16 protein-coding genes are annotated in these 20544 nt (G+C 62.4%); 4 read left to right on the top strand and 12 right to left on the bottom strand.

Features of this window, described 5'->3' with window-relative positions; genetic code table 11:
- Positions 1 to 150: 150 nt before the first annotated feature.
- The 11 genes from ACO06R_RS00700 to ACO06R_RS00650 form a co-directional block, all read right to left on the bottom strand.
- Positions 151 to 915, bottom strand: coding sequence for a HesA/MoeB/ThiF family protein (locus ACO06R_RS00700; protein WP_421854716.1), 765 nt, complete (start codon positions 913 to 915; stop codon positions 151 to 153).
- The gene (gene recF, locus ACO06R_RS00695) at positions 912 to 2051 is read right to left on the bottom strand and encodes a DNA replication/repair protein RecF (RefSeq protein ID WP_421854713.1); all 1140 of its coding nucleotides are present in this window, start codon (positions 2049 to 2051) and stop codon (positions 912 to 914) included. Before recF ends, ACO06R_RS00700 begins: the two co-directional genes overlap by 4 nt.
- 29 nt (positions 2052 to 2080) lie before the next feature.
- Entirely contained in the window at positions 2081 to 3199 is a 1119-nt protein-coding gene (gene dnaN / locus ACO06R_RS00690) for a DNA polymerase III subunit beta (protein ID WP_421854710.1), read from the bottom strand.
- A gap of 233 nt (positions 3200 to 3432) precedes the next feature.
- Positions 3433 to 5055, bottom strand: coding sequence for a chromosomal replication initiator protein DnaA (dnaA, locus tag ACO06R_RS00685; protein ID WP_421854707.1), 1623 nt, complete (start codon positions 5053 to 5055; stop codon positions 3433 to 3435).
- A 766-nt stretch (positions 5056 to 5821) separates the two neighbouring features.
- Positions 5822 to 6088: a 30S ribosomal protein S20 gene (gene rpsT / locus ACO06R_RS00680; RefSeq protein ID WP_421854704.1), complete on the bottom strand. Its 267-nt coding sequence runs from the start codon at positions 6086 to 6088 to the stop codon at positions 5822 to 5824.
- 155 nt (positions 6089 to 6243) lie between these two features.
- Positions 6244 to 7017: an enoyl-CoA hydratase gene (locus ACO06R_RS00675; protein WP_421854701.1), complete on the bottom strand. Its 774-nt coding sequence runs from the start codon at positions 7015 to 7017 to the stop codon at positions 6244 to 6246.
- Positions 7018 to 7047: 30 nt separating this feature from the next.
- Entirely contained in the window at positions 7048 to 7938 is an 891-nt protein-coding gene (gene mutM, locus ACO06R_RS00670) for a bifunctional DNA-formamidopyrimidine glycosylase/DNA-(apurinic or apyrimidinic site) lyase (protein ID WP_421854699.1), read from the bottom strand.
- Complete coding sequence (locus ACO06R_RS00665; RefSeq protein ID WP_421854696.1) at positions 7931 to 9172, bottom strand: phosphopentomutase; 1242 nt, start codon at positions 9170 to 9172, stop codon at positions 7931 to 7933. The genes mutM and ACO06R_RS00665 overlap by 8 nt, the downstream gene beginning before the upstream one ends.
- A 169-nt stretch (positions 9173 to 9341) precedes the next feature.
- On the bottom strand, positions 9342 to 9953 hold the full coding sequence (locus ACO06R_RS00660; protein WP_421854693.1) for a TadE/TadG family type IV pilus assembly protein: 612 nt from the start codon (positions 9951 to 9953) through the stop codon (positions 9342 to 9344).
- A 25-nt stretch (positions 9954 to 9978) separates the two neighbouring features.
- Positions 9979 to 10536, bottom strand: a complete 558-nt coding sequence (locus ACO06R_RS00655) for a TadE/TadG family type IV pilus assembly protein (RefSeq protein WP_421854690.1) — start codon at positions 10534 to 10536, stop codon at positions 9979 to 9981.
- Between the two features lie 131 nt (positions 10537 to 10667).
- The gene (locus tag ACO06R_RS00650; protein ID WP_421854687.1) at positions 10668 to 11183 is read right to left on the bottom strand and encodes a pilus assembly protein N-terminal domain-containing protein; all 516 of its coding nucleotides are present in this window, start codon (positions 11181 to 11183) and stop codon (positions 10668 to 10670) included.
- A gap of 266 nt (positions 11184 to 11449) precedes the next feature.
- On the opposite strand from ACO06R_RS00650, the gene ACO06R_RS00645 reads away from it, so the two are divergent.
- Positions 11450 to 11614, top strand: coding sequence for a Flp family type IVb pilin (locus tag ACO06R_RS00645; RefSeq protein WP_421854684.1), 165 nt, complete (start codon positions 11450 to 11452; stop codon positions 11612 to 11614).
- A 166-nt stretch (positions 11615 to 11780) separates the two neighbouring features.
- Positions 11781 to 13988 carry an AGE family epimerase/isomerase gene (locus ACO06R_RS00640; RefSeq protein ID WP_421854680.1) on the top strand — a complete coding sequence of 736 codons (2208 nt, stop codon included), beginning with the start codon at positions 11781 to 11783 and terminating at the stop codon, positions 13986 to 13988.
- 672 nt (positions 13989 to 14660) lie between these two features.
- Here the strand turns inward: ACO06R_RS00640 and ACO06R_RS00635 are convergent.
- Positions 14661 to 18035, bottom strand: a complete 3375-nt coding sequence (locus ACO06R_RS00635) for an SIS domain-containing protein (RefSeq protein WP_421854677.1) — start codon at positions 18033 to 18035, stop codon at positions 14661 to 14663.
- A 489-nt stretch (positions 18036 to 18524) separates the two neighbouring features.
- Here ACO06R_RS00635 and ACO06R_RS00630 point away from each other — a divergent pair, with 489 nt between their 5' ends.
- Together ACO06R_RS00630 and ACO06R_RS00625 are read left to right on the top strand one after the other, a co-directional pair.
- Positions 18525 to 19922, top strand: a complete 1398-nt coding sequence (locus tag ACO06R_RS00630) for a dipeptidase (protein WP_421854674.1) — start codon at positions 18525 to 18527, stop codon at positions 19920 to 19922.
- A 46-nt stretch (positions 19923 to 19968) separates the two neighbouring features.
- On the top strand, positions 19969 to 20433 hold the full coding sequence (locus ACO06R_RS00625; RefSeq protein ID WP_421854670.1) for a GNAT family N-acetyltransferase: 465 nt from the start codon (positions 19969 to 19971) through the stop codon (positions 20431 to 20433).
- Positions 20434 to 20544: the final 111 nt, after the last annotated feature.

Genomic DNA, 20544 nt, shown 5'->3' with positions numbered 1-20544 from the left:
ATTCCCTAAACTCAGTTTCTCGTTGAACCGGGCAGATGGTGTCGGCCCGGTAGTTCCCCGAAAGGTGCGATAAGGCTTACAGTTGCTGGAAGGTCAAGATGAAGCGGTGCCGCCGTCGGTGTCCGCTCAAATGCCGAGCAATCGATCTTGCTACCGCAGGCTGCGCCCATACCGGATGGTCTGGAACCGCGCCGCCAGCGCGTCGTAGAGCAGCAGCTGCCCAACCAGCGGTTCGCCCGCGCCGGTGATCAATTTAAGCACCTCGACCGCCTGCAGCGTCCCGATCACACCTGCAACAGCGCCGAGGATTCCGGCCTGCGCGCAGCTCGGCACCGTGCCTTCGGGTGGCGGCTCGGGAAACAGGTCGCGGAAACGCGGAAACGGATTGCCGTCCGCGTCGGTGGCGTGCGGCATCAGCACTGTCAGGTTCCCGTCGAACCGGCCAAGCGCGCCGGCGACCAACGGCAGCGACAGCTTCTCCGCCGTGTCCGCGACCACATAGCGGGTTTCGAAATTGTCAGACCCGTCGACCACGATGTCGTAGCCGCGCATCAGCGCTTCGGCGTTGTCGGCCGTCAGGCGCAGCGGGTGCGCTGCCACCGTCACATGCGGGTTGGTTCTGCCAAGAGCGGCCGCGGCGCTGTCCGTCTTTGCGCGACCGACATCGTCCGTTGCGTGCAAGATCTGGCGTTGCAGGTTGGACAGGCTGACCGTGTCGTCGTCAACGATCCCCAGCGTGCCGACCCCCGCTGCGGCGAGGTAGAGCAGCACCGGACTGCCGAGACCGCCGGCGCCAATCACCAGGACCTTCGCCGCCTTGATCTTCTGCTGCCCCGGGCCGCCGACCTCGGGCAGCACGATATGGCGCGCATATCGCTCGATTTCGCCAGCCTGCAGCTTCGTTTCGTCGCTCATTCCGTTGCTTCCGCGTCCTCGCGCACGTTGCCGCCCTCAACATGTAAGAACTGGGCGCGCGCGCCAAGGGCTTCGAACAGGTTGCGGTCGGTGCCGGTCATGAAGGCCTGTCCGCCGACAGCGTCGATCTGGTCGAACAGGGCGGCGCGCCGGTCGGGGTCTAGATGCGCCGCGATTTCGTCGAGCAGCATGATTGGCGCCATGCCGGAAATCGTCCGGGTCAGATTGGCATGCGCCAATACGAGGCCGATCAGCAGCGCCTTCTGCTCACCGGTCGAACACAGGGCGGCGGGCATGTCCTTCTGGCGGTGGCGAATGGCGAACTCGGCGCGATGCGGCCCGATTAGGGTCCGTCCGGCGGCGCGGTCGCGCATTCGATTGTCGCGCAGCATCGCAATCAGGGCATCCTCGATCTCGCCGGCCACCGCGCCGTCGCGCGCCTGTTGCTCCAACTCGCCTTCGACGGACAAGGCGGCGTTTGGAAAGGGGTCGCTCTCACGGGCGGCGACGATCCCCGCCAACAGGCCCGCAAGTTCCTGCCGTGCCGCGATGATCGCCGAACCGAGGCCGGCCAGTTGCGCCTCGGCTGCGTCGAGCCAGGCGTCGGCGGCGTTGTCTTCCAGTAACCGGTTGCGGTTTCGCATCGCCTTTTCATAGTCGGCGGCGCGCCGCCCATGCGCCGGATCGATCGCCAGCACCATCCGGTCGAGGAAGCGCCTGCGGTCTCCGGCCGGACCGGTGAACAGGCCATCCGTCGCCGGCGTCAGCCAGATGACGCGGCACAGATCGAGCAGTTCGTCGGCGGTTTTCGCATTTGTGCCGTTGATGCGGACCTTGCGCTGCGATCCGTCATTTCCGGCGGTTCCCGTTCCGATCGTGAAGCCGTCACCCGCGCGTTCAAGCGTCGCATTGACCGCAAAACCGCCTGTCGTGCCTGCTGTAGCGACGTCGGCGAGTTGGGCGCGGCGCAGGCCGCGGCCGGGTGACAAGAGTGACACTGCTTCCATAAGGTTTGTCTTGCCGGCCCCGTTGGGTCCCGTCAGCACGATGTGACGGCCGGCAAGCGACAATGACAGGCTGGCGTAATTGCGGAAAGCAGCCAGCTTGAGGGTAGAAAGGTGACTGTCCAGGGGCATGGACGTTGCGTTATCTTAGCTCCGGGTGATCAAACCCGCATCGGCATCAGCACGTAGAGCGAAGCCTCGTCGGCGGTGTCGATAATCAGCGTCGGCGAGCCGGCGTCGGCAAGGGTGAATTTCACGTCGCTGCCGCCGAGCTGATTGGTGACATCCAGCAGGTAGCGTGCGTTGAAGCCGATATCCAGCGCGTCGGCTTCGTAGTCGACGGCGATTTCCTCGGTCGCGGAGCCTGAGTCCGGATTGTTGACCGTGAGCATGAGCTGTCCGCTGGACAGCGACAGCTTGACGGCTCGCCCGCGTTCGCTGGACACGGTCGACACGCGATCGACCGCTGCGGCGAAACTTTGCCGGTCGACCAGCAGGTCTTTGTCGTTGCCGGTTGGAATCACCCGCTGGTAGTCGGGGAAGGTGCCATCGATCAGCTTGGAGGTCAGCACGACCGCGCCGATCGTGAAACGGATCTTGGAATCGGACAGTTCGATCGTCACCGCGATGTCCGGATCGTCGACCAGTTTCTGCAGCTCACCGACCGTTTTGCGCGGGATGATTATCCCCGGCATCGCCTCGGCGCCGTTGGGTGCGACCGTCTCGCAACGCGCCAGCCGGTGGCCGTCTGTCGCTACGGCACGCAGCACGATGTCGTTCTCGTGCTCGGCGGTGTGCATGTAGATGCCGTTCAGATAGTAGCGGGTTTCCTCGGTCGAAATCGCAAACTGTGTGCGGTCGATGAGCTGGCGCAGCACAGCGGAGTCCAGCCTGAATGTGTGCGTGAATTCGCCGGCGGTCAGTTCCGGGAAGTCGGATTGCGGCAGGCACTGCAGCTTGAAGTTCGAGCGGCCGGAAATCACGGTCATCATATTACCGTCGGCATCGGTCGACAGCATCACCTCCGCGCCGTCCGGCAGCTTGCGGACGATATCATAGAGCAGATGCGCCGCTACAGTCGTCGCGCCGGCCTGTTCCACGACCGCCGGCGTCGCTTCAGTGATCTCCAGGTCGAGATCGGTTGCCTTCATTTCAAGGCTGCCGCCGTCGGTCTTCAGGAGCACGTTGGACAGGATCGGGATTGTGTTGCGGCGCTCCACCACCCGGTGCACGTGGTTGAGGGATTTCAGCAGGTTGGCTCGTTCGAGTGTGACACGCATCTTCGCTGTCCGGTTGGATGAATACTGATGACCGGTTGCGGCAACGTGTGGGTCCAGGCGCGAAACCGCTAGAGCCCCGTCCCCGCTGGTTCGGACCGCGAATGTGGCCGGTTGCGTTGCGAAATGCAAGCGTACTGCCGGTTGCTGGCTCTGCCTGTGTTTCAAAGACTGGGGAAAAGAAAACGCCCCGGATGCGATTGCCTTCCGGGGCGTTTGGCCTTGAGAGGAGGGGCCTATTCTTCGATCAGCCTCTTCAGCAGTTCCAGTTCCTTGGCCAACTGCGTATCGTCGGCAATCAGGCTCTCCACCTTGCGGACTGCATGCAGCACCGTTGTGTGGTCACGGCCGCCGAAGCGCCGTCCAATTTCCGGCAAGGAACGCGGCGTCATCATCTTCGACAGATACATCGCGATCTGGCGCGGTTTGACGATTTGGCGGGTCCGCCGGTTCGACAGCATGTCGGTGCGCGACACGTTGTAGTGGCTGGAAACCGTGCGCTGGATGTCCTCGATCTTGATTTTGCGCGGTTCCTCGACGCGCACCAGGTGGCCGAGTATGTCGTCGACCCGTTCGATCGACAGGTCCGGCTCGAACGAGTGTCGGAAGACCAACTGGTTGAATGCGCCTTCCAGTTCGCGGAAGCTGGATGTGACGTTGCGCGCCACGTGCTCCAGTACTTCGGCCTTGATGTCCAGCGACAGGTCGTCCTTCTTGGCGTTTTCCAGCCGTTGCGCCAACATCGCCAGCCGCATGTCGTAATCCGGAGCGCCGATTTCCAGCGCCACACCGCCCTGCAGGCGCGAGCGCACCCGGGTGTCGAGCGATTCCAGCTCATGCGGCGGGCGGTCTGCAGCCACGATCACCTGGCGGGCGCTGTCCAGCAGCGTGTTGATCAGGTGACAGAACTCCGACTGGATCTTCTTGCCCTGCAGGAACTGCATGTCATCGATGATCAGAAGGTCGATATCGTGCAGCGTTTCCTTCAGCAGCAGCGCACTGTTGTCGCGGATCGCGCTGGCGAAGCGCCACATGAAGTACTCAGCGGTCAGGTAGACCACCCGCTTCTTGGGTTCGCCATTGAGCACCTCATTGGCGATGGCCTGCAACAAATGGGTTTTGCCGAGGCCGACCGACGCATAGACGAACAGAGGATTGAAGCGCGCCGCATTGGCGCCCTGGTCGGCGGCCGCCCTGGCGGCAGCGAGGCCAACACGGTTCGACTTGCCTTCGATGAAATTCTCGAAGGTGTAGTGAGGGTCGATCGGCGAGCCGATCAACTTGCCGTTGGTGTTCAGTTCCGCCACCCCGGCCGGCCGCACGGATTTGGTCCGATCCGGGGAAAAAACGGATCGTGCCACAGCCTGCGCGCTGGATTTGGCTGCAGCCGCCGGTGCTTTCTTGGCTTCGCCCGCCGGGCGCTGCGGTTGCTTGGTGGCGCTGCGGACAACGACCTCGACCTGCAAAATCTCTGGAGACTCTTCCATCCACAGTGCAGTGAGATCATTGATGTAGTGGTTTGTGATCCACGACCGGAGGAAAGCGGTCGGCACCGACATCCGCGCGACGCTGCGCGACACAGATTCCAGTTTCAGGCGGCCAAACCAGCTGTTGAAGACCTCCGATCCGAGTTTGGCGCGCAGGCGCTGGGTGACCCTTTCAAAAGACGAATCTGGAGATGGATTCCCTTCGCCTTGACATTTGGGCGGAGGGGCTTCTCCGCCCCCGGTTCCGTGGTCCACAGTACCCCCCTGACTGGATCTAGCAGCTTTCCTGATCACATTCTCGACCGCGAGTATCGCCGGCGTTGCCGGATGTCCCTCGTGTTTCCCGTAGGCTGGCTCATTATCGTACCTCATCGACCCTCTCTCTGTCCCCCGACATGCATTCAGAAATTCATCATATTATTGGCCGGCACCGGTCGTCGTCCCGGCTCGGCAGGTCAGTCCGCAATCGTGTGGAAAACAAATCCCCCTAGCTACGCAGACACAACTCACCCGATCGCGAAACCGACGTTTCACGTTGTATCCGCCCCCGAAAATGCTTAGCGAGCAGCCCACCCGCTCTAGGACAAAATCGTCACGCACCCACGCCCGGGTCTCCTGAAGAAGCCCTGTTTATAGCGTGTCGTAAATGTTCAGATTGTCCGTCTGATGGGGCTCAGAATACTCATTTCCGGGAGCGCTGATCAAGACGTGCGGGCGCACTTTTTCCGATTCAAACCGCTTGAAATGGGCGTTGAAATGGGTATCCCATAGCCTTGGAAATCATAAACGTTTGTGATTCCACGCTTTCTTTTTTGAGGCCCAAAAATCACTCAAATTTTTTATTTTTTTAATCGGCCGCGAGCGCGTCGAATCGATCTGCTTTCTCTGCGGCAGCGAAGCTCCCACAGCGAGGGCATCCATATAACTATATGAAAAAACAGAGAAAAAAAACAAATATGACGTTACGTCGTGGATTCTGTGACGCTGCGTACACGCCGCCGCATCTGAAAACGTCGCTCTAAGGCATTGCTGCTCAAGACAGAATCCAAACCGTCCACAGTTGCTGACCGCGCAGCGTCATGCACAAAAAAGACCCGGCGGAACCGGGTCTGCATTTCGATTAGCTGGGTAAAGGAAATTAGTCAGCCAGAGCCTTGACGCGGGACGCCAGTCGCGAAATCTTCCGCGAAGCGGTGTTCTTATGAATTACGCCCTTGGTTGCGGCGCGCATGATTTCGGGCTGCGCTGACTTGAGTGCTTCGGCTGCGGTATTGACGTCGCCGGACGCGATCGCTTCTTCGACCTTGCGCATGAAGCTGCGGATGCGCGAGCGGCGCGCGGTGTTTACGGCAGTACGGCGAGCAATCCGGCGCGTCGCCTTCTTGGCCGAAGGTGTGTTGGCCATGGTTTCCTCTTTCTCGTTTGTGAAGCCCGCGGCGCTGATAGCTGGCGGCAGGTCTGCAAATCATAATGGCGACCGCTGGGTCGCCAAGTGCGCGGTCTATACGCGCAAAACCGCGCGCCGTCAACGCGCTGCACCGGTGGCTATTCGAGCTTTTTTCAGCGGTTCTTGAAGCTGGGGGAACGCTTGTCGGCAAACGCCGCCATGCCTTCCTTTTGATCGTCAAGAGCGAAGGATGAATAGAACAGGCTGCGCTCGTGTTTGAGCCCCTCCGCAAGCGATGTTTCGAAAGCCCGGTTGACCGCATCCTTGATCATGATCACGCTCGGTTGCGAGAACGCTGCGATCTTCTCCGCAGTGGCGATCGCCGTCTCGATCACATCGTGGTCCGGCACGACGCGGGCGACAAGTCCCGAGCTCTCCGCCTCCTGGGCGTTCATCAGGCGGCCGGTCAGGCACATCTCCATCGTTTTGGCCTTGCCGATGGCCCGTGCGAGGCGTTGTGTACCGCCCATTCCGGGCAGCACGCCAAGCGTGACTTCCGGCTGCCCGAACTTGGCGCTTTCGCCCGCAATGATGAAGTCGCACATCATCGCCAGTTCGCATCCGCCGCCCAGTGCATAGCCGGAGACAGCGGCGATGATCGGTTTGCGGGCGCGGGCGATCGTGTCCCAGTCGGCGACAAGGTCCGAGGTCAGCACGTCGGCGAATTCCAGCCCCTGGACTTCCTTGATGTCGATACCGGCGGCGAAAGCTTTCGCAGATCCGGTTATCACTGTCGCGCAGACCTTCGGATCCGCCTCATATTGCCTAACGGCATTAACCAGTTCCTCGCCGAGTTTGCGGTTGAGGGCGTTCATCGCGTCGGGACGGTTCAGCGTGATCAGTGCAACCGCGCCGCGGCGTTCCGTGATGATCGTCTCAAGGGCCATCTGACTTCTCCGGCGGGGTGTGTTCGATGATCATTTCTGGCATGTGGTACAGTGGAATGTCGAGCGTCCGGATTGCACCGTTCGTCGTACGGTGCCGCTGCAGCCAGGGCGGACGCATGGCTGACCTTCGCGGTCGTAGACGGCAAAAGTGTGCTGGAAATAGCCGAGAGAGCCGTCCGCCTGCCGGTAGTCTCGCAGCGAGGAACCGCCGGCCGCGATCGCATCGGCGATTACCGTGCGCACGGCCTCGGCCAGCAATGCGCAGCGCGGTGTCGGCGCCCCATCGGCGCGCACCAGTGTTCTGGCTGCCCGTTTGGGCGACAGCCCGGCGCGCCACAGCGCCTCGCACACATAGATGTTGCCCAGGCCCGCGATGGCCCGCTGGTCGAGCAGCGCGGCCTTCAGCGGCGCCTTGCGGTTGTGCAGGACTTGCGCCAGCGCTTCCGCATCGAGCGCATTGCCGGTCGGCTCGATCCCCAAATCCTTGAGATGCGGATGGCTCTGCATGTCGGCGCGCGTGGTCAGAAACATGAACCCGAAGCGGCGCGGGTCGTTGTATATGATCCTGCGGGCGCGGCCGTCGGCGCCTCTTAGGTGTAGGATCACATGGTCGTGGGCGACGTCCTTCGAACGTTCGTGATAGAAACCGCCCGGTGCTTCTGTCGCCGTCTCCTCGATGCGAAACGAGCCCGACATGCCGAGATGGCAAACCAGTACCGTTGCATCGTCGAGTTCGATTGCCAGGTATTTCGCTCGCCGACCCAGCGCGGCGATATGATGCCCGGTCAAGGCCTCGGCCAGGTTTCCGGGCAGCGGAAAACGCAATTCCGGCCGGCGCGTCTCAACTGCGGTCACCAACGCGCCCTCCATGGCAGGCTGGAGACCTCGCCGGACGGTCTCGACCTCCGGCAGTTCAGGCATCGGCGGCGATGTTGTCGAGGAAGGATGTGCCGTATTGACCCGGCGCAAGTCCCAAGTGGTCGGCGATGCTCTCGCCGATATCCGCGAAGGTTTGACGAACGCCGACCGACCCCGTGGCAAATCCCGGTCCCGCGCACAGAACCGGTATGCGCTCGCGTGTGTGTTCCGTGCCGGGCCATGTCGGGTCGCAGCCGTGATCGGCGGTGATGATCATAAGGTCGCCGTCGCGCAACCGTTCCGTCATCTCCGGCAACCGCTGGTCGAAGGCCTCCAGAGCGGCGGCATATCCCGCAACGTCGCGGCGGTGGCCGAACAACATGTCGAAATCGACGAAGTTCGTAAACACAAGGTCCCGGTCTCCAGCTTCGTCCATCGCCTCCAGCGTGGCGTTGGCCAGCGCCATGTTGCCGGTCGCCTTGCGGAGCGTGGTGATGCCCTGATGTGCGAAAATGTCGCTGATCTTGCCGACGGCAAGCACTCGTCCGCCGGCTGCCTCGAGACGATCGAGCAACGTCGGTTCCGGCGGCAGTACGGAATAGTCGCGGCGGTTGCCGGTGCGTGTGAAGGTCTCAGCGGTCTCGCCAATGAAGGGGCGGGCGATGACGCGTCCGATGTTGAGCGCGTCGACATGCCGGCGTGCGATCTCGCAGACCTCGTATAGCCGCTTCAGTCCAAAGCTCTCCTCATGTGCGGCGATCTGGAATACCGAGTCCGCCGAGGTGTAGAAGATCGGCAACCCGCTGCGCACGTGCTCTTCTCCTTGTTCCGCGATGATCGCCGTGCCCGAGGCATGCTTGTTGCCGAGCGAGCCGGCGAGGCCTGCCTCCGCATAGATGGCCGACAGCAGGGTATCGGAGAAACAGGGCACTTTATGCGGGAAGTAGCCCCAATCGAACTGCACCGGCACACCCGCGATTTCCCAGTGGCCGGACGGTGTGTCCTTGCCGTTTGAAACCTCGTCCGAGGCACCCCAGAATCCAGACAGGGTCGCCGGCTTCTCTGCGTCGGCCATTGGGTGGCCGGAAGCGGCGGAGAGCGCGTGAAATAGGCCGAGCGCGGCCAGGTTTGGCAACACGAGAGGGCCTTCTCTCAGTCCGTCCCTGTCAGCTTCGCCGCGCGCCGCGCGCTCGAGAATATGGCCGACCGTGTTCGATCCCGCGTCTTCGAATCGTGCTGCGTCATTGGCCCCGCCGACGCCGACGGAATCGAGAACGAAGAGAAATGCGCGTTTCATGGAAGTGGCCTGCCTGTATCGTCGGTCGGCGCGTCTGTCCGATGCCTGACCGTAGCAGGAAAATGGCACCGCAAGCCGACCGAGGCAAGCGCGCCGAGTCGTTTCGTGCTTTTCTTTGTCGTGATGGCGCCGGCGGCAGCGAAGGCCGATTTGCGCTGCTTGGCGACGGTCAGCAGTCGGTGCAGATAATGGTGCCGCCGATACGCGGCCGTAGGTAGTAGGATTCCTGCATCTCGATCACGCCGACGCCGTCCTTGATGACGCCAACGCTGTTGCCGATCAGATATGCCATGATCGGCTGGTAGTCGAGATCAGCGGAAACCTGGACCAGGAACGTGTCGTCGAAGCGCAGGCTCACCGGAACGAAAACATCGGCGCCTGTGCTCCAGCCGTCTTCCATTGCGCCCTCGTCGCTGCGACGCGACCATGCGACTTTTCCACCCTTTGGGTAGCTTGAATGCACATTGATGCCAGTGACCAGGATGTCGGGCTTGCGCAGGTCATACGGATACAGCACGGCCTCGCCGATCTCCATGATCGCTTCGAGATCGTCCTCGGTGACCGAAGTCTGCTGCGTCACGAGGTCGGCAACGGTTCCCGCGACGCGCGAAACCTTCTTGTTCACTGCGATCCCGCCCGACATTTCGACGGTGCCGAGATACATGACGATCATCAGCGGAACGACGAGTGCGAACTCGACCGCGGCAACGCCCCTGTTGTCGTTCAGGAAGCGCGCGGCATTGTGGACATGCCCGGTAATTCTCTGCAACAGTTTCGACATTGGAATTCTCCGCGAAGGGATGCCCCTAAAAGTCCTCGTTTTGCCAGGTGACCGATGCGAACAGCAGTGTTTTGTTGTTCGGCAGATTGGACATGTACGGCTTCATTAGGTCGGTGATGACCGGCCAGCGGTAGAAGAGCCGGATGTTGTTGATCGTGGCTGCGCCACCCGGATCGTATTTCAGTTCAGAGACGTCGATATCGCCGTCCGACTCGTGCGGTATCTCGCGCGGCACATCCTCGAATTCATCGTAGTTCTGGAAATCGATCACGAGTTGCGGGCAGCCGCTACCGACTATGATCGATATTTCGCCGCAGACAATGTTGCGGAAGCCGGCTTCGTCGGTGCTGGCCGCAGTGAGCTGGCCGGTGCGGTACATCCGGCCGATCTTGTCAGCCGCGTTGTTAAGCACCTGCTGCGCTGTGAACGAGATTGTGGTCTCCAGGATGGCGAAGGACAGCATCGCGAACGGGATGGCGAGAAACGCAAACTCGATCGCGGTTGCCCCGCGTCGGTCGCGCCGAAACCGGGTCAGCCTGCCGGATATTCTCCTGAATGCAGCTTTGGCGACGCTCTTCATCATTTCCCCTAGCTCCATCTGTCTTTCGATAGATGAAAATGATTGAGGAATCGTTTGTGTTGCCGCACACTGCCGAGGCGTTCTGTTTACTTTTGGTAAAACATCACGCCGTCGAAGCCTTGCATTTTGAGGGTTTAGTCTTCGCGGCGACGATTGGCGTCCCGGATAGCGCGGATCGACTGCACTTCGGCTTCCGTGAGGTAGGCTTTTTCGCAAAACGGTTCGCAAGACAGGGTTTCGATTTCCGCCTGGCGGTAGATACGCAGCGCCGAACCGTTCTCGCGCGACACGGCGATCCGCTCGTCAAGAATCGGGTTGCCGCCTTCGTCGAGGATGACCAGATTGGTCTGTCCGAACCCGCGGCCTGTCAGGATGAGCGTGCTGGCGTCCCTTACGGTTGCGTCGGCGATCTCCGGATTGCCGATGATGACCGTTGCGGCCGGATGAGACAGCTTCACGATCTTGGCGTGATTGAGCACGACGCGGATTCCGGGAACAATGACCGCATTGGCATCGGCGAAAATGCCGGGACCATGATTGGTGGTGCCTGTGTTTTCCGCCGTTGCGTCGGCGGCATGGCCGGCAGCGGCCGAAAGCAAGGCGCCGGACGCGGCTGCGATCGCGATAACGTTACGGTAGCCCCTGGTCATGACAGCGCTCCTGGAAGAATGGTCGCCGGCAGTATCTCCGCCAATGATGAACGAAGATTTAACCATAACAGCCGTGTCTCAAGTTGCTTGGCTTTAACATCCGCCGGGTCTTCGCAACCGCGTTTTGCGCGGTTTGGGTTTACGCCACGAAAACCTTGTTTGTTAATTCCCGGGCAATGCGTGGTTGTTACTGTATTGATCAAGCCGGCCTGCACCCGTTGCGGCGGCGGATTCGCAACTGAAAAGAGTATAGAGGCGTGTGTCCTATGATTCTGAAGTTCCTGGAAAGTGAATCCGGCGCGACCGCGATCGAATATGGCTTGATTGGTGCGTTGATCGCGGTGGGGATCGTGGTCGGCGCCACAACGCTTGGCACGAACCTCGGTTCGAAGTTCGATGCGATCGGCACGCATGTCGGCAATGTGATGTAGTACGCGACCGTCAACGCCGATCCGGAGCAGCTTTGGCCGGCCCGTCCTTTCACGAGGGCGGGCCTTGTTGCTTCATCGACAGATTTTTCGATCTGGGCCGGGGCGCCTGCTTGAAACTTCGTTCTTCGAAGGCCACAAGCCGACATGAGTTTTGGGGACTGAATCAATGACGGCTTCCACTGGTATCGCGGTAACGCCCGTTGTGTTGTGCGGCGGCGCCGGATCGCGCCTCTGGCCGATGTCGCGCGATGACCGGCCAAAACAGTTCCATGCCCTCGTCGATGAACGCAGCCTGCTGGTCAACACGGTCGAGCGGGTGGCATCCCTTGTCCCGGAACTCTCCTTCCGTCCCGCCCTTGTGGTGGGTTCGGCATCGCTTGGCGACGCGCTGGAACACGAGTTGGCCGGGGCGTCGGTCGAGCCGGAACTGATCGTGCTCGAACCCTGTATTCGCGATACCGCGGCGGCGATCGCCGCCGCAGTCTCTGCCATTGCCGAAAAAGACCCCGACGAACTGGTTATCGTGTTGCCGTCCGATGCTCGCATCGACGATGTGGAGGCGTTCCAGCATGTCGTCGCCAAGGCGGCCCGGGTGGCGCGCGAGAGCGACGCGATCATGACCATCGGCATCAAGCCAAGCCGCGCGGAAACGCAATATGGCTATATCGAAAAGGGAGAGCCACTGGGCGAAGGCTTCCGGACAGTGCGCTTCCGCGAAAAGCCCGATCTCAAGACGGCGCAGCGCTATCTGGAGAGCGGTGACTTCCTCTGGAACGCCGGGATCTTCCTGTTTCGTGCCGGCCGGCTGGCCTATGATTACAAGCGCTTGCAGCCCGACATCTGGAAAACCGCCAGCGCCGCGGTCGCGCAGGGCGTCCGCAAGGGCCGCCGGCTGTCTCTCGATCCCGTCGCGTTCGCTTCTTCGCCGAAACTGTCGATCGACTACGCGATCATGGAGAAGGCGGGAAACATCGGCGTGGTCCCCGCGACGTTCGACTGGGACGATCTCGGCTCCTGGGCGCAACTCTACGACGGCGCCATGAAAGACGCAGACGGCAACGCACTGTCCGGCGATGTAATCGCGATTGAAGCGTCCGGTACACTCGTACGGGCCAGCGACGCCACAGTCGCCATCGCCGGCGTCAGCGATCTCGTTGTCGTCGCCGAGGACGGCAAGGTTCTGGTCACGCACCGCGACACAACGCATCTCGTCAAGAACGCCACGCAGGCCTACAAGGCGCGCGAGGATCGTGCGAACCGCAAAACAGTGCGGTCTTGGCTGTTGGAAACCGCGCTTCCTTTCTGGGCGGAACACGGCATCGACTGGCGGCATGGCGGCGTGCATGAGGCGCTGTTGTTCGACGGTTCGCCTGCTCCCCACGGCAAGAAGCGCCTGCGCGTTCTGGCGCGCCAGATCTATTGTTTCTCCCATGCCAAGACGATGGGTTGGGACGGCGACGCCGAACGCATCCTGCGGCATCTGTTCGACACGCTGACGCAAACCGGTTGGCACGCCGATGGCGGCTGGATCCATCTGTTCAACCCGGACGGCACCGTTCAGGACGCGTCGCGCGACGCCTACGACCAGTGTTTCGTGCTGCTGGGGCTGGCATGGCTGTTTCGCGCGACCGGCTGGCCGGAGGCGCGTTCGTGGGCGAACCGGACTCTTAACTACATGGACAGCGTTCTCGCCGACCGTGAGCATGGCGGTTTTCTCGAAACCGCTGCCGGCGATTTGCCGCGCCGGGCCAATCCGCACATGCACTGCCTGGAGGCGATGCTGGCTTGGTATGAGGCAACGGGCGAGGCTGCGTTCCTCGACCGTGCCGAAGCGGTGGTCGTACTGTTCGAGCAGCATTTCTTCGATCCGGCGACGGGCACGCTGTCGGAGTTCTTCGAGCCGGGCTGGTCGCCGCGCCGCGACAGCGCCGCCGACACCCGCATCGAGCCCGGCCACCATTATGAATGGGTCTGGCTGCTGGAGCGTTTCCTCGCGCACCGCGACAGGCCCGGTGTCGCCGCCAAGGCGCGTCAGTTGTTTGCAACCGCGCTTGCCTTCGGTCATCACGCGGCGACCGGCGCAGCCGCCGATGGCGTGCAGCCGGACGGCACGGCGCTCGACCGGCGTGCGCGCCTGTGGCCGCAGACCGAGGCGCTCAAGGCGGCGCTTGTCTATGAAAGGCAGGGGCTGGCCTCGGCCGCGGCCCTGCGCAAACGCAGTTTCGATGTCCTGTTTGCGCATTATCTCGATGGACCGGTTGCCGGCGGCTGGTACGACGCCATCGACGCCGATGGCCGTGTCGCGGCCGACGACATGCCGTCATCGACGCTTTATCACGTGCTCTGCGCGCTTGCGGAGTATGCAGAACTTTGAACGTCCGATTTCGGGCGCGCGCCATCGCCGCCGCGCCTTCCCTTCGAGGCCGGATTATCTGGTAGTTGGAAGACGGGCGGTCAAAGCATCGCAACGTCTTAAAAGTATAGCGATCCTCGGACCGCCCGCTCGGTGGTCTTGCAGCTTCGGTCGGCGGCCCGGATCGTATTGTCCGGCGGCCCGGAACGAAAGTCGGGAAAACAAGACTGCGCGCGCCGCTTCATGCCGCCCTGCCGTGGGGGTTCATCACCCAGTGACACACCTCTGCGCCACCAATCAGGCACCGTCCCTCTCTCCATCAGCCGGTGTGCACGACAGACTTCCGTGAGAAGGCGGGAGTGATGATAGGCGAGGTTTGGAAGCGTTCGACAAGTTTCGGGCCGCGCGTGGCCCATGTAATTGAATTCGTTCAAGATGCGCCAAAAAGAGCGAAAAACTTATGCAACAAAACCGCCGCTGGCCTCGAAACACAGCGTTCTGACGGCACGCGACAGCGTGGCGCGGTTGCGCGCGATCACCCAGTTAATCCATTCATCAGAGCCGCAATGCATGCGGTAAGCATGCCGGACGTTCATGCGCGGTGGGCGAGGGCTCCGACACGCGCCCACCAATTGGCCGGGACTGCTCGCAATCGATGCTTCAAGCCCGAAAATCCCTCCACTGGTAAACGTTCTACGCGCTCTGGCGTTCGTCCTGGAACAGCGTCGGATCGAGCACTTTCGGACGGAACACCACATTCTCCGGCTTCTCGCGAGCGATCTGGCGCGCCAGAGCCGCTGCCGCGTCGTTGCCGAATTCCTGCTCCCATTCGCGCAGCGCCGGCAGATAGCTGCCGAGCGCTGTCATCGCCGCTGTCTTCTGCTCGCGCGAAGCGTGCGCCTGCATCCTGACCGCGAAACACAACAAGCCGTCCTCGTCGGAAAAAGCGGCGTTGTTGACGGGAACCGCGATCACCGCTGTCTTGCCGAGATAGCCGCAATGCGTCCGGTTTTCGTCGAGCGCCGCGCCGATCGCGCCGAGCGGGCGGGACGCGGTGCGGTAGGCGGACAGCGCGTCCGGCGCATCGCCGGCGGCCTGCACGGTGGCGCCCTGCGGCCCGTGCGAGACTTCGAGGAAGGCCGCCCATTCGACCGCATCGATGAGACGCGAGACGGCGGCCAGCACCTTGCGGTTGTCAAAGCTCATCCGGCTGTCGGCAACGCCGACCTCGGCAAGCGCATCGCGCACCGGCGCAGACAGGGCGTCTTCGGGCCGGCTGGTGCCGACCGTCACGGTCTTTGCCTGGTGGCGGATCGTGTCGACTGGCCTTGAGGTCTCCTCATAGGCCTTGCGCACGGGTTCGAGCGCGGCTTCGGCGATGTCACGCGCGGCGCTCGCATCCTTGGCGCGGCCCAGATTGCGCGCCAGTTGTGCCAGCATCGCGAGGTTGCCCGCACCAAGACCGGAATCGAACGCACCCGCCGCACCTTCGTCGATAAAGGCGTCGAGCCGGGCGAGAACGGCCAGCGCGTTGGCTTCGCCGTCATCCATGGCAAGCTTGCCCAGTCCCGCGAGCACTTCCTTCAGTTCCTGCGCTCCACGGTCGATGGCGCGGGCTGCATGGAAACCGAACATGTGGCCGGCAACCGTCGCCAGCACGAAGGCGAGATCGCCGCCGACCCTGGGCAGGGCGATCACCCGCTCGGCATATTCGCTGAACGCCTCGGCGTCCGCGCCCTCGGTTGCAAACACGATCGGCCGTCCGTTATGCGCCTTGAAGATCGCAACTTCCTTGACCACGTCGCCGGTCAGGTCGCCCGGCAGGTCGTTGGCGACGACCAGGGTCAGCGGCTCGGTCGACAGGTCGATGTGTTTCTTGTCTTCGGTGTAGTCGACGGGGATCGACTTGTAGCAAAGCTCCGACAGCTTGATGCGGATTTCCAGCGCCGCGATGTGGTTGACCCCCGACCCGGTCACCGCCCAATAGCGGGCATGCGGCGCCAGCGTGCGCGCGCATTCGGCGATGTGGTCTTCCTGCGCCAGGACCGAACCGATCAGCGAGGGAAGACGTTCCAGCTCGCTCGTCTCATAGGCAATCTCGACTTCTGTCATCGCGTTGAGCGCGTCGGCGAGGAACAGCGCCGTCAACTTGCCGGCGGTCAGTTGCGAATAGAACGCCTTGGTCGAGGCGACCGACATTTCCACGTCGCGTCCGTCGGAGGTAAACAGCACCGAATCCGCCTTGCGCACCAGGTCGGAATTGCGCCGGTTGACGACGGCGTGCACGAAAGCACCCCGCTCGCGGGCGAGATCGACCGCCCGGTTGGTGTCGGTCGTCGTGCCCGACTGTGACACGGCGATCACCAGCGCGTGGTCGAAATCGAAGCTGTCGATCTCCGCCGACATCTCCGACGACCGCAAGGCGATGACCGGAATATCGATGCGCGGATCGTGGCCGAGCGCCCGCTCGATCAGATGCGCGATGCCCACGGCCGCCACGCCGGCGGTGCCCTGGCCAATCACGAAGATCCGCGAAATGCCTTTGCTGACGGCGCGCCGCATCGGCGCCCAGATGTCGGTCGGCAGCTTGTCAAAGGCGATCAGCCCCGACTCGCGGCGATAGCGCCCGCGCAGCGTCTTGGCCACGCTTTCCGGACCGTCGTTGATTTCCTTTTCGAGGTAGAATTCGAAGGCGCCGCGATAGATGTCGCGCGCGAAGATCTGGATCGGCTCCGGGTTGACCACGGCGGGCGTTCCTTCGCCGACGCCGCGCATCTCCGGCGTGTCCGCCTCGCCGGTCAGCCGGATCACCGAACCGCCCGCCACCGAGCGGGCGAGGTTGAAAGAAGTCCGAGCGACATTGCACAGCCCATAGACCTCGGAGGCGAAAATCCAGCCATCGGCGAGCCGGGCGCCATGCAGCCCCTGGCCAGATCCTTTCTGCGCCAGATAGGCTTCGCCCGGGCGGCTCGGATCGATACAGCCGACAGCGATCGAGCCGTCGAGCCGGCGCACCGCGGAACGGAACCGCTCCAGCGCATCGCCGCCATCCGCGCCCGTCGCGCGATGCGCGATGGGGATGATCTTGGCATCGGTGGTGATCGCCGGATCGACTGCCGCCTGCCGGTTGGTGACGAGTTCTTCGAGCAGTTCGACGTGGTTGTCGACATCGCCGTTGAGCGCATACATCGCGCCGAGCGAGATGCTGGTCGCGCCGGTCTCATCGAGCGCCAGCGACGGATTGTGCGGATGGCAGTTGGCCACCGAAATGATCCCGTGCGATGCCCAGCGTGTATGCGACAGGACCGCAACCCCGCGCGCGGCACCGGCCAGCGACCACAGCAGCCGGTCGGCGCGGATCGCCTCGCGCAGCGCCGTGCCGTTGTCGCCCAGGCGACCGACCAGATTGGCGGTCTTGTGCACAAAGGTCACGGTGCGTTGCTCCCCGCCATTGTCATGCACGTAGACCGCGCCGTGTTCAGCGTGGAACCGCGTGCACCGCTCGCTCAATTCAACGGCGACATCAGCGGCAATTTCGTCCAGCGCGGTCGCCGGCAGACGCAACTGGATCGCGATACCCGCCGAATCGCGTCCACGCACCTCCAGCCGGTCGATCGACCGCAGCACGAACTCGGTGCCGAGCGCCACCTTGACGGCATTTCCGCCCGATGCCGAGGCGGCGATCAGCGACGCCGCCATGCCGGCCTGCGCGACAAGTTCTTCGCGCAACTGCCATTCATAGTCGCGCAGGCTCTCGATCAGCGGGTCAAGTTCGGTGCGGCCCTGGCGCGACAGTTCGGTCAGGGCTTCGGTTTGCGCAGCCAGCGCATCGGCCAGCGCGATCACCTCGGCGCGGAAACCATCGTCGCCGATGATTGTCTCGGCAACCGAGAACGACATCAGTTCGCCGAACCGTTCCTGAAGCGACTTGACGGCACCGCCAAGGGCTTCCGCTGCCTCGCTTCCGACCGGCAACGCGGTGATTTCGCGTGACAATTCCATCAGCCAGCGGGTGTCCTGTCCCGTCGTGCCGAAATCACGGCTGATGAACCCTGCTATGCCGCACATGTTCGGTTGAACCCCCTGCTATTGATTCGGACGGCCTGACGCCGCCTTTTGCGGTATCGCACATATCAGCGAATAATGGCACTGCCGCCGGAATTCGACGGCGGTCGCGGTCAATTGTTTTTGCCGCTTGTAACGACGAAGGTTCCGCAGCGCCATGCAAATGCTGCTGATCGTCAATCGCGGTGGCGCGCCGATCACGTTTGGTTAACGAAGTCGTGTTTGCGCCCCGTTTCGCCCTGTTTATGCCACTTTCCTGTGACGTGCTTGACCCATCGGCAATTTCGCCGATGTCCGGCTAAGGCCCGTCCCCCGCCGATCCGGACAAGTGGCAGCCTAACCCCCCCCCTCTCCGGGCTGCCACTCTTTTGGACCTTTTCAGGACGCCCCCGCGTGGTCCAGCCGCCGGGGGCGTTCGCTTGTCCGCCTGGCGCTTTACTTCGCGCGCCGCATTGCGCATGGATCGCCAGTCAGAATCTAGGAGGCGAAGAAATGGTCCAGGCTGCCAGCGATATCCAAACCGTCCTGTCGCGCGTTGACGATGGTTTGAACGACAGCGTCGAACGCCTCTTCGAATTTGTCCGCATTCCCTCGATCTCGACCGATTCCGCCTATGCCGGCGAATGCCGCAAGGCCGCCGAATGGCTTGCCGCCGATCTGCGGGGCGTCGGCTTTACGGCCGAGGTCCGCGATACGCCGGGCCATCCCATGGTGGTTGCCCATCATGACGGTCCTTCCGCCGCAGCGCCGCATGTCCTGTTTTACGGCCATTACGATGTCCAGCCGGTCGACCCGCTGGAACTGTGGGACGATGATCCGTTCTCACCCGCAGTCCGCGATGCGCCCGGTGGGCGTGAAATCACCGGTCGTGGCACGGCCGACGACAAGGGCCAGCTGATGACCTTTGTCGAGGCTTGCCGCGCCTGGAAGGCTGTGCACGGTGAACTGCCTTGCCGTGTCACGATCCTGCTGGAAGGCGAAGAGGAGTCCGGATCGCCCTCGCTCAAACCGTTCCTCGAGGCCAATGCGGATGAACTCAAGGCCGACTTCGCGCTTGTTTGCGATACCTGCATGTGGGACGGCGACACGCCAGCGATCTCAACGGGCTTGCGCGGCTTGCTCGGTGATGAGGTCATCGTTCGCGCCGCCGACCGCGATCTTCATTCCGGTTTCTATGGCGGCGCGGCGGCCAACCCGATCCAGATCCTGTCGAAGGTGCTCGCCGCCATTCACGACGAAAACGGCGCGGTGACAATCCCCGGCTTTTACGATGGCGTCGAGGAGACGCCGGACGAGATTCTCGCGCAGTGGCGCACGCTTTCCCGCGCGGACTCGTTGCTGAGCGATGTCGGCCTTTCAGTGCCCTCCGGCGAGAAGGGGCGTTCCGTGCTGGAACTGACCTGGGCGCGACCGACCGCCGAGATCAACGGCATTGTCGGCGGCTACACGGGCGAGGGCTTCAAGACGGTCATCGCGGCCGAAGCCTCGGCGAAGATCTCGTTCCGCCTCGTCGGCCAGCAGGACCCCGCCGCCATCCGCAAGGCGTTTCGCGCCTTCGTCGAGCAGCGCATCCCTGCCGACTGTTCGGTCACCTTCAAGGAGCATGGCGCCGGGCCGGCGATCCAGCTTCCCTACGATTCCGCTGTTTTGCAGAAGGCGAAGGCCGCCTTGTCAGACGAATGGCCGAACCCTGCGGTGATGATCGGCATGGGCGGTTCGATACCCATCGTCGGCGATTTCCAGTCGATGCTTGGAATGGACTCGCTGCTTGTCGGCTTTGGGCTTCCCGATGATCGTATTCACTCGCCCAATGAGAAGTACTCGATGAAGAGTTTTCACAAGGGGCAAAGGTCCTGGGTGCGGATACTCTCGGCGATACGGGACTGTTAACTTTCCCGTGCGTAAAATCGTCTCCGCATTCAGGGAGACGATACGGATGCTGGACAGACCGACAAGTACATTAATGCTGCGGCCAGCCGAAATCGGCGATGCGGATGTGATCCTCGAACTGCAACGTGACGGTTTCGGCGACGACCCGCATTGCCCGGACCGCGCAAGGCTTGAAGCCGCGATGAAGAATCGCCGGATCGACATCCATGTGGCTGAGGCCGGCGGATCTGTGGTTGGCTATTTCTTGCTCAACAATCGCCCGTTTCGCCCCTGGACCGCACTCGACTATATCGCTGTCCACCCCGTCGCGCGCGGCCTTGGGATCGGTGGCAAGATGATCGACCGGATTGTCGAAATCACAAGGCGGCGGCAGGTTCGCCTGTTCGTTCGCCGATCGAACACCAGGGCAATCGAATTCTACCACCGCCATGACTTCGTCGAGACCGGTGTCCGCGAAGGCAACTATTTCGACGGCGAAGACGCCATCATCATGGTCCGGCGCATTCGCTAGGGCGCGCGGAGGTCCGTCAACAAAGCCTTGAATTGCCGCAGGCGGTTTCATCGTTTGTTTACGCCGCCTTAAATCGCAGCCGATACCATGACGCTGCCGTCAATGTGTTGC

This window comes from Oricola sp., assembly GCF_965230365.1.
Taxonomy (GTDB): domain Bacteria; phylum Pseudomonadota; class Alphaproteobacteria; order Rhizobiales; family Rhizobiaceae; genus Oricola.
Note: the sequence above shows the minus strand (reverse complement) of the source record. Positions and strands in the feature narration are given on the sequence as shown.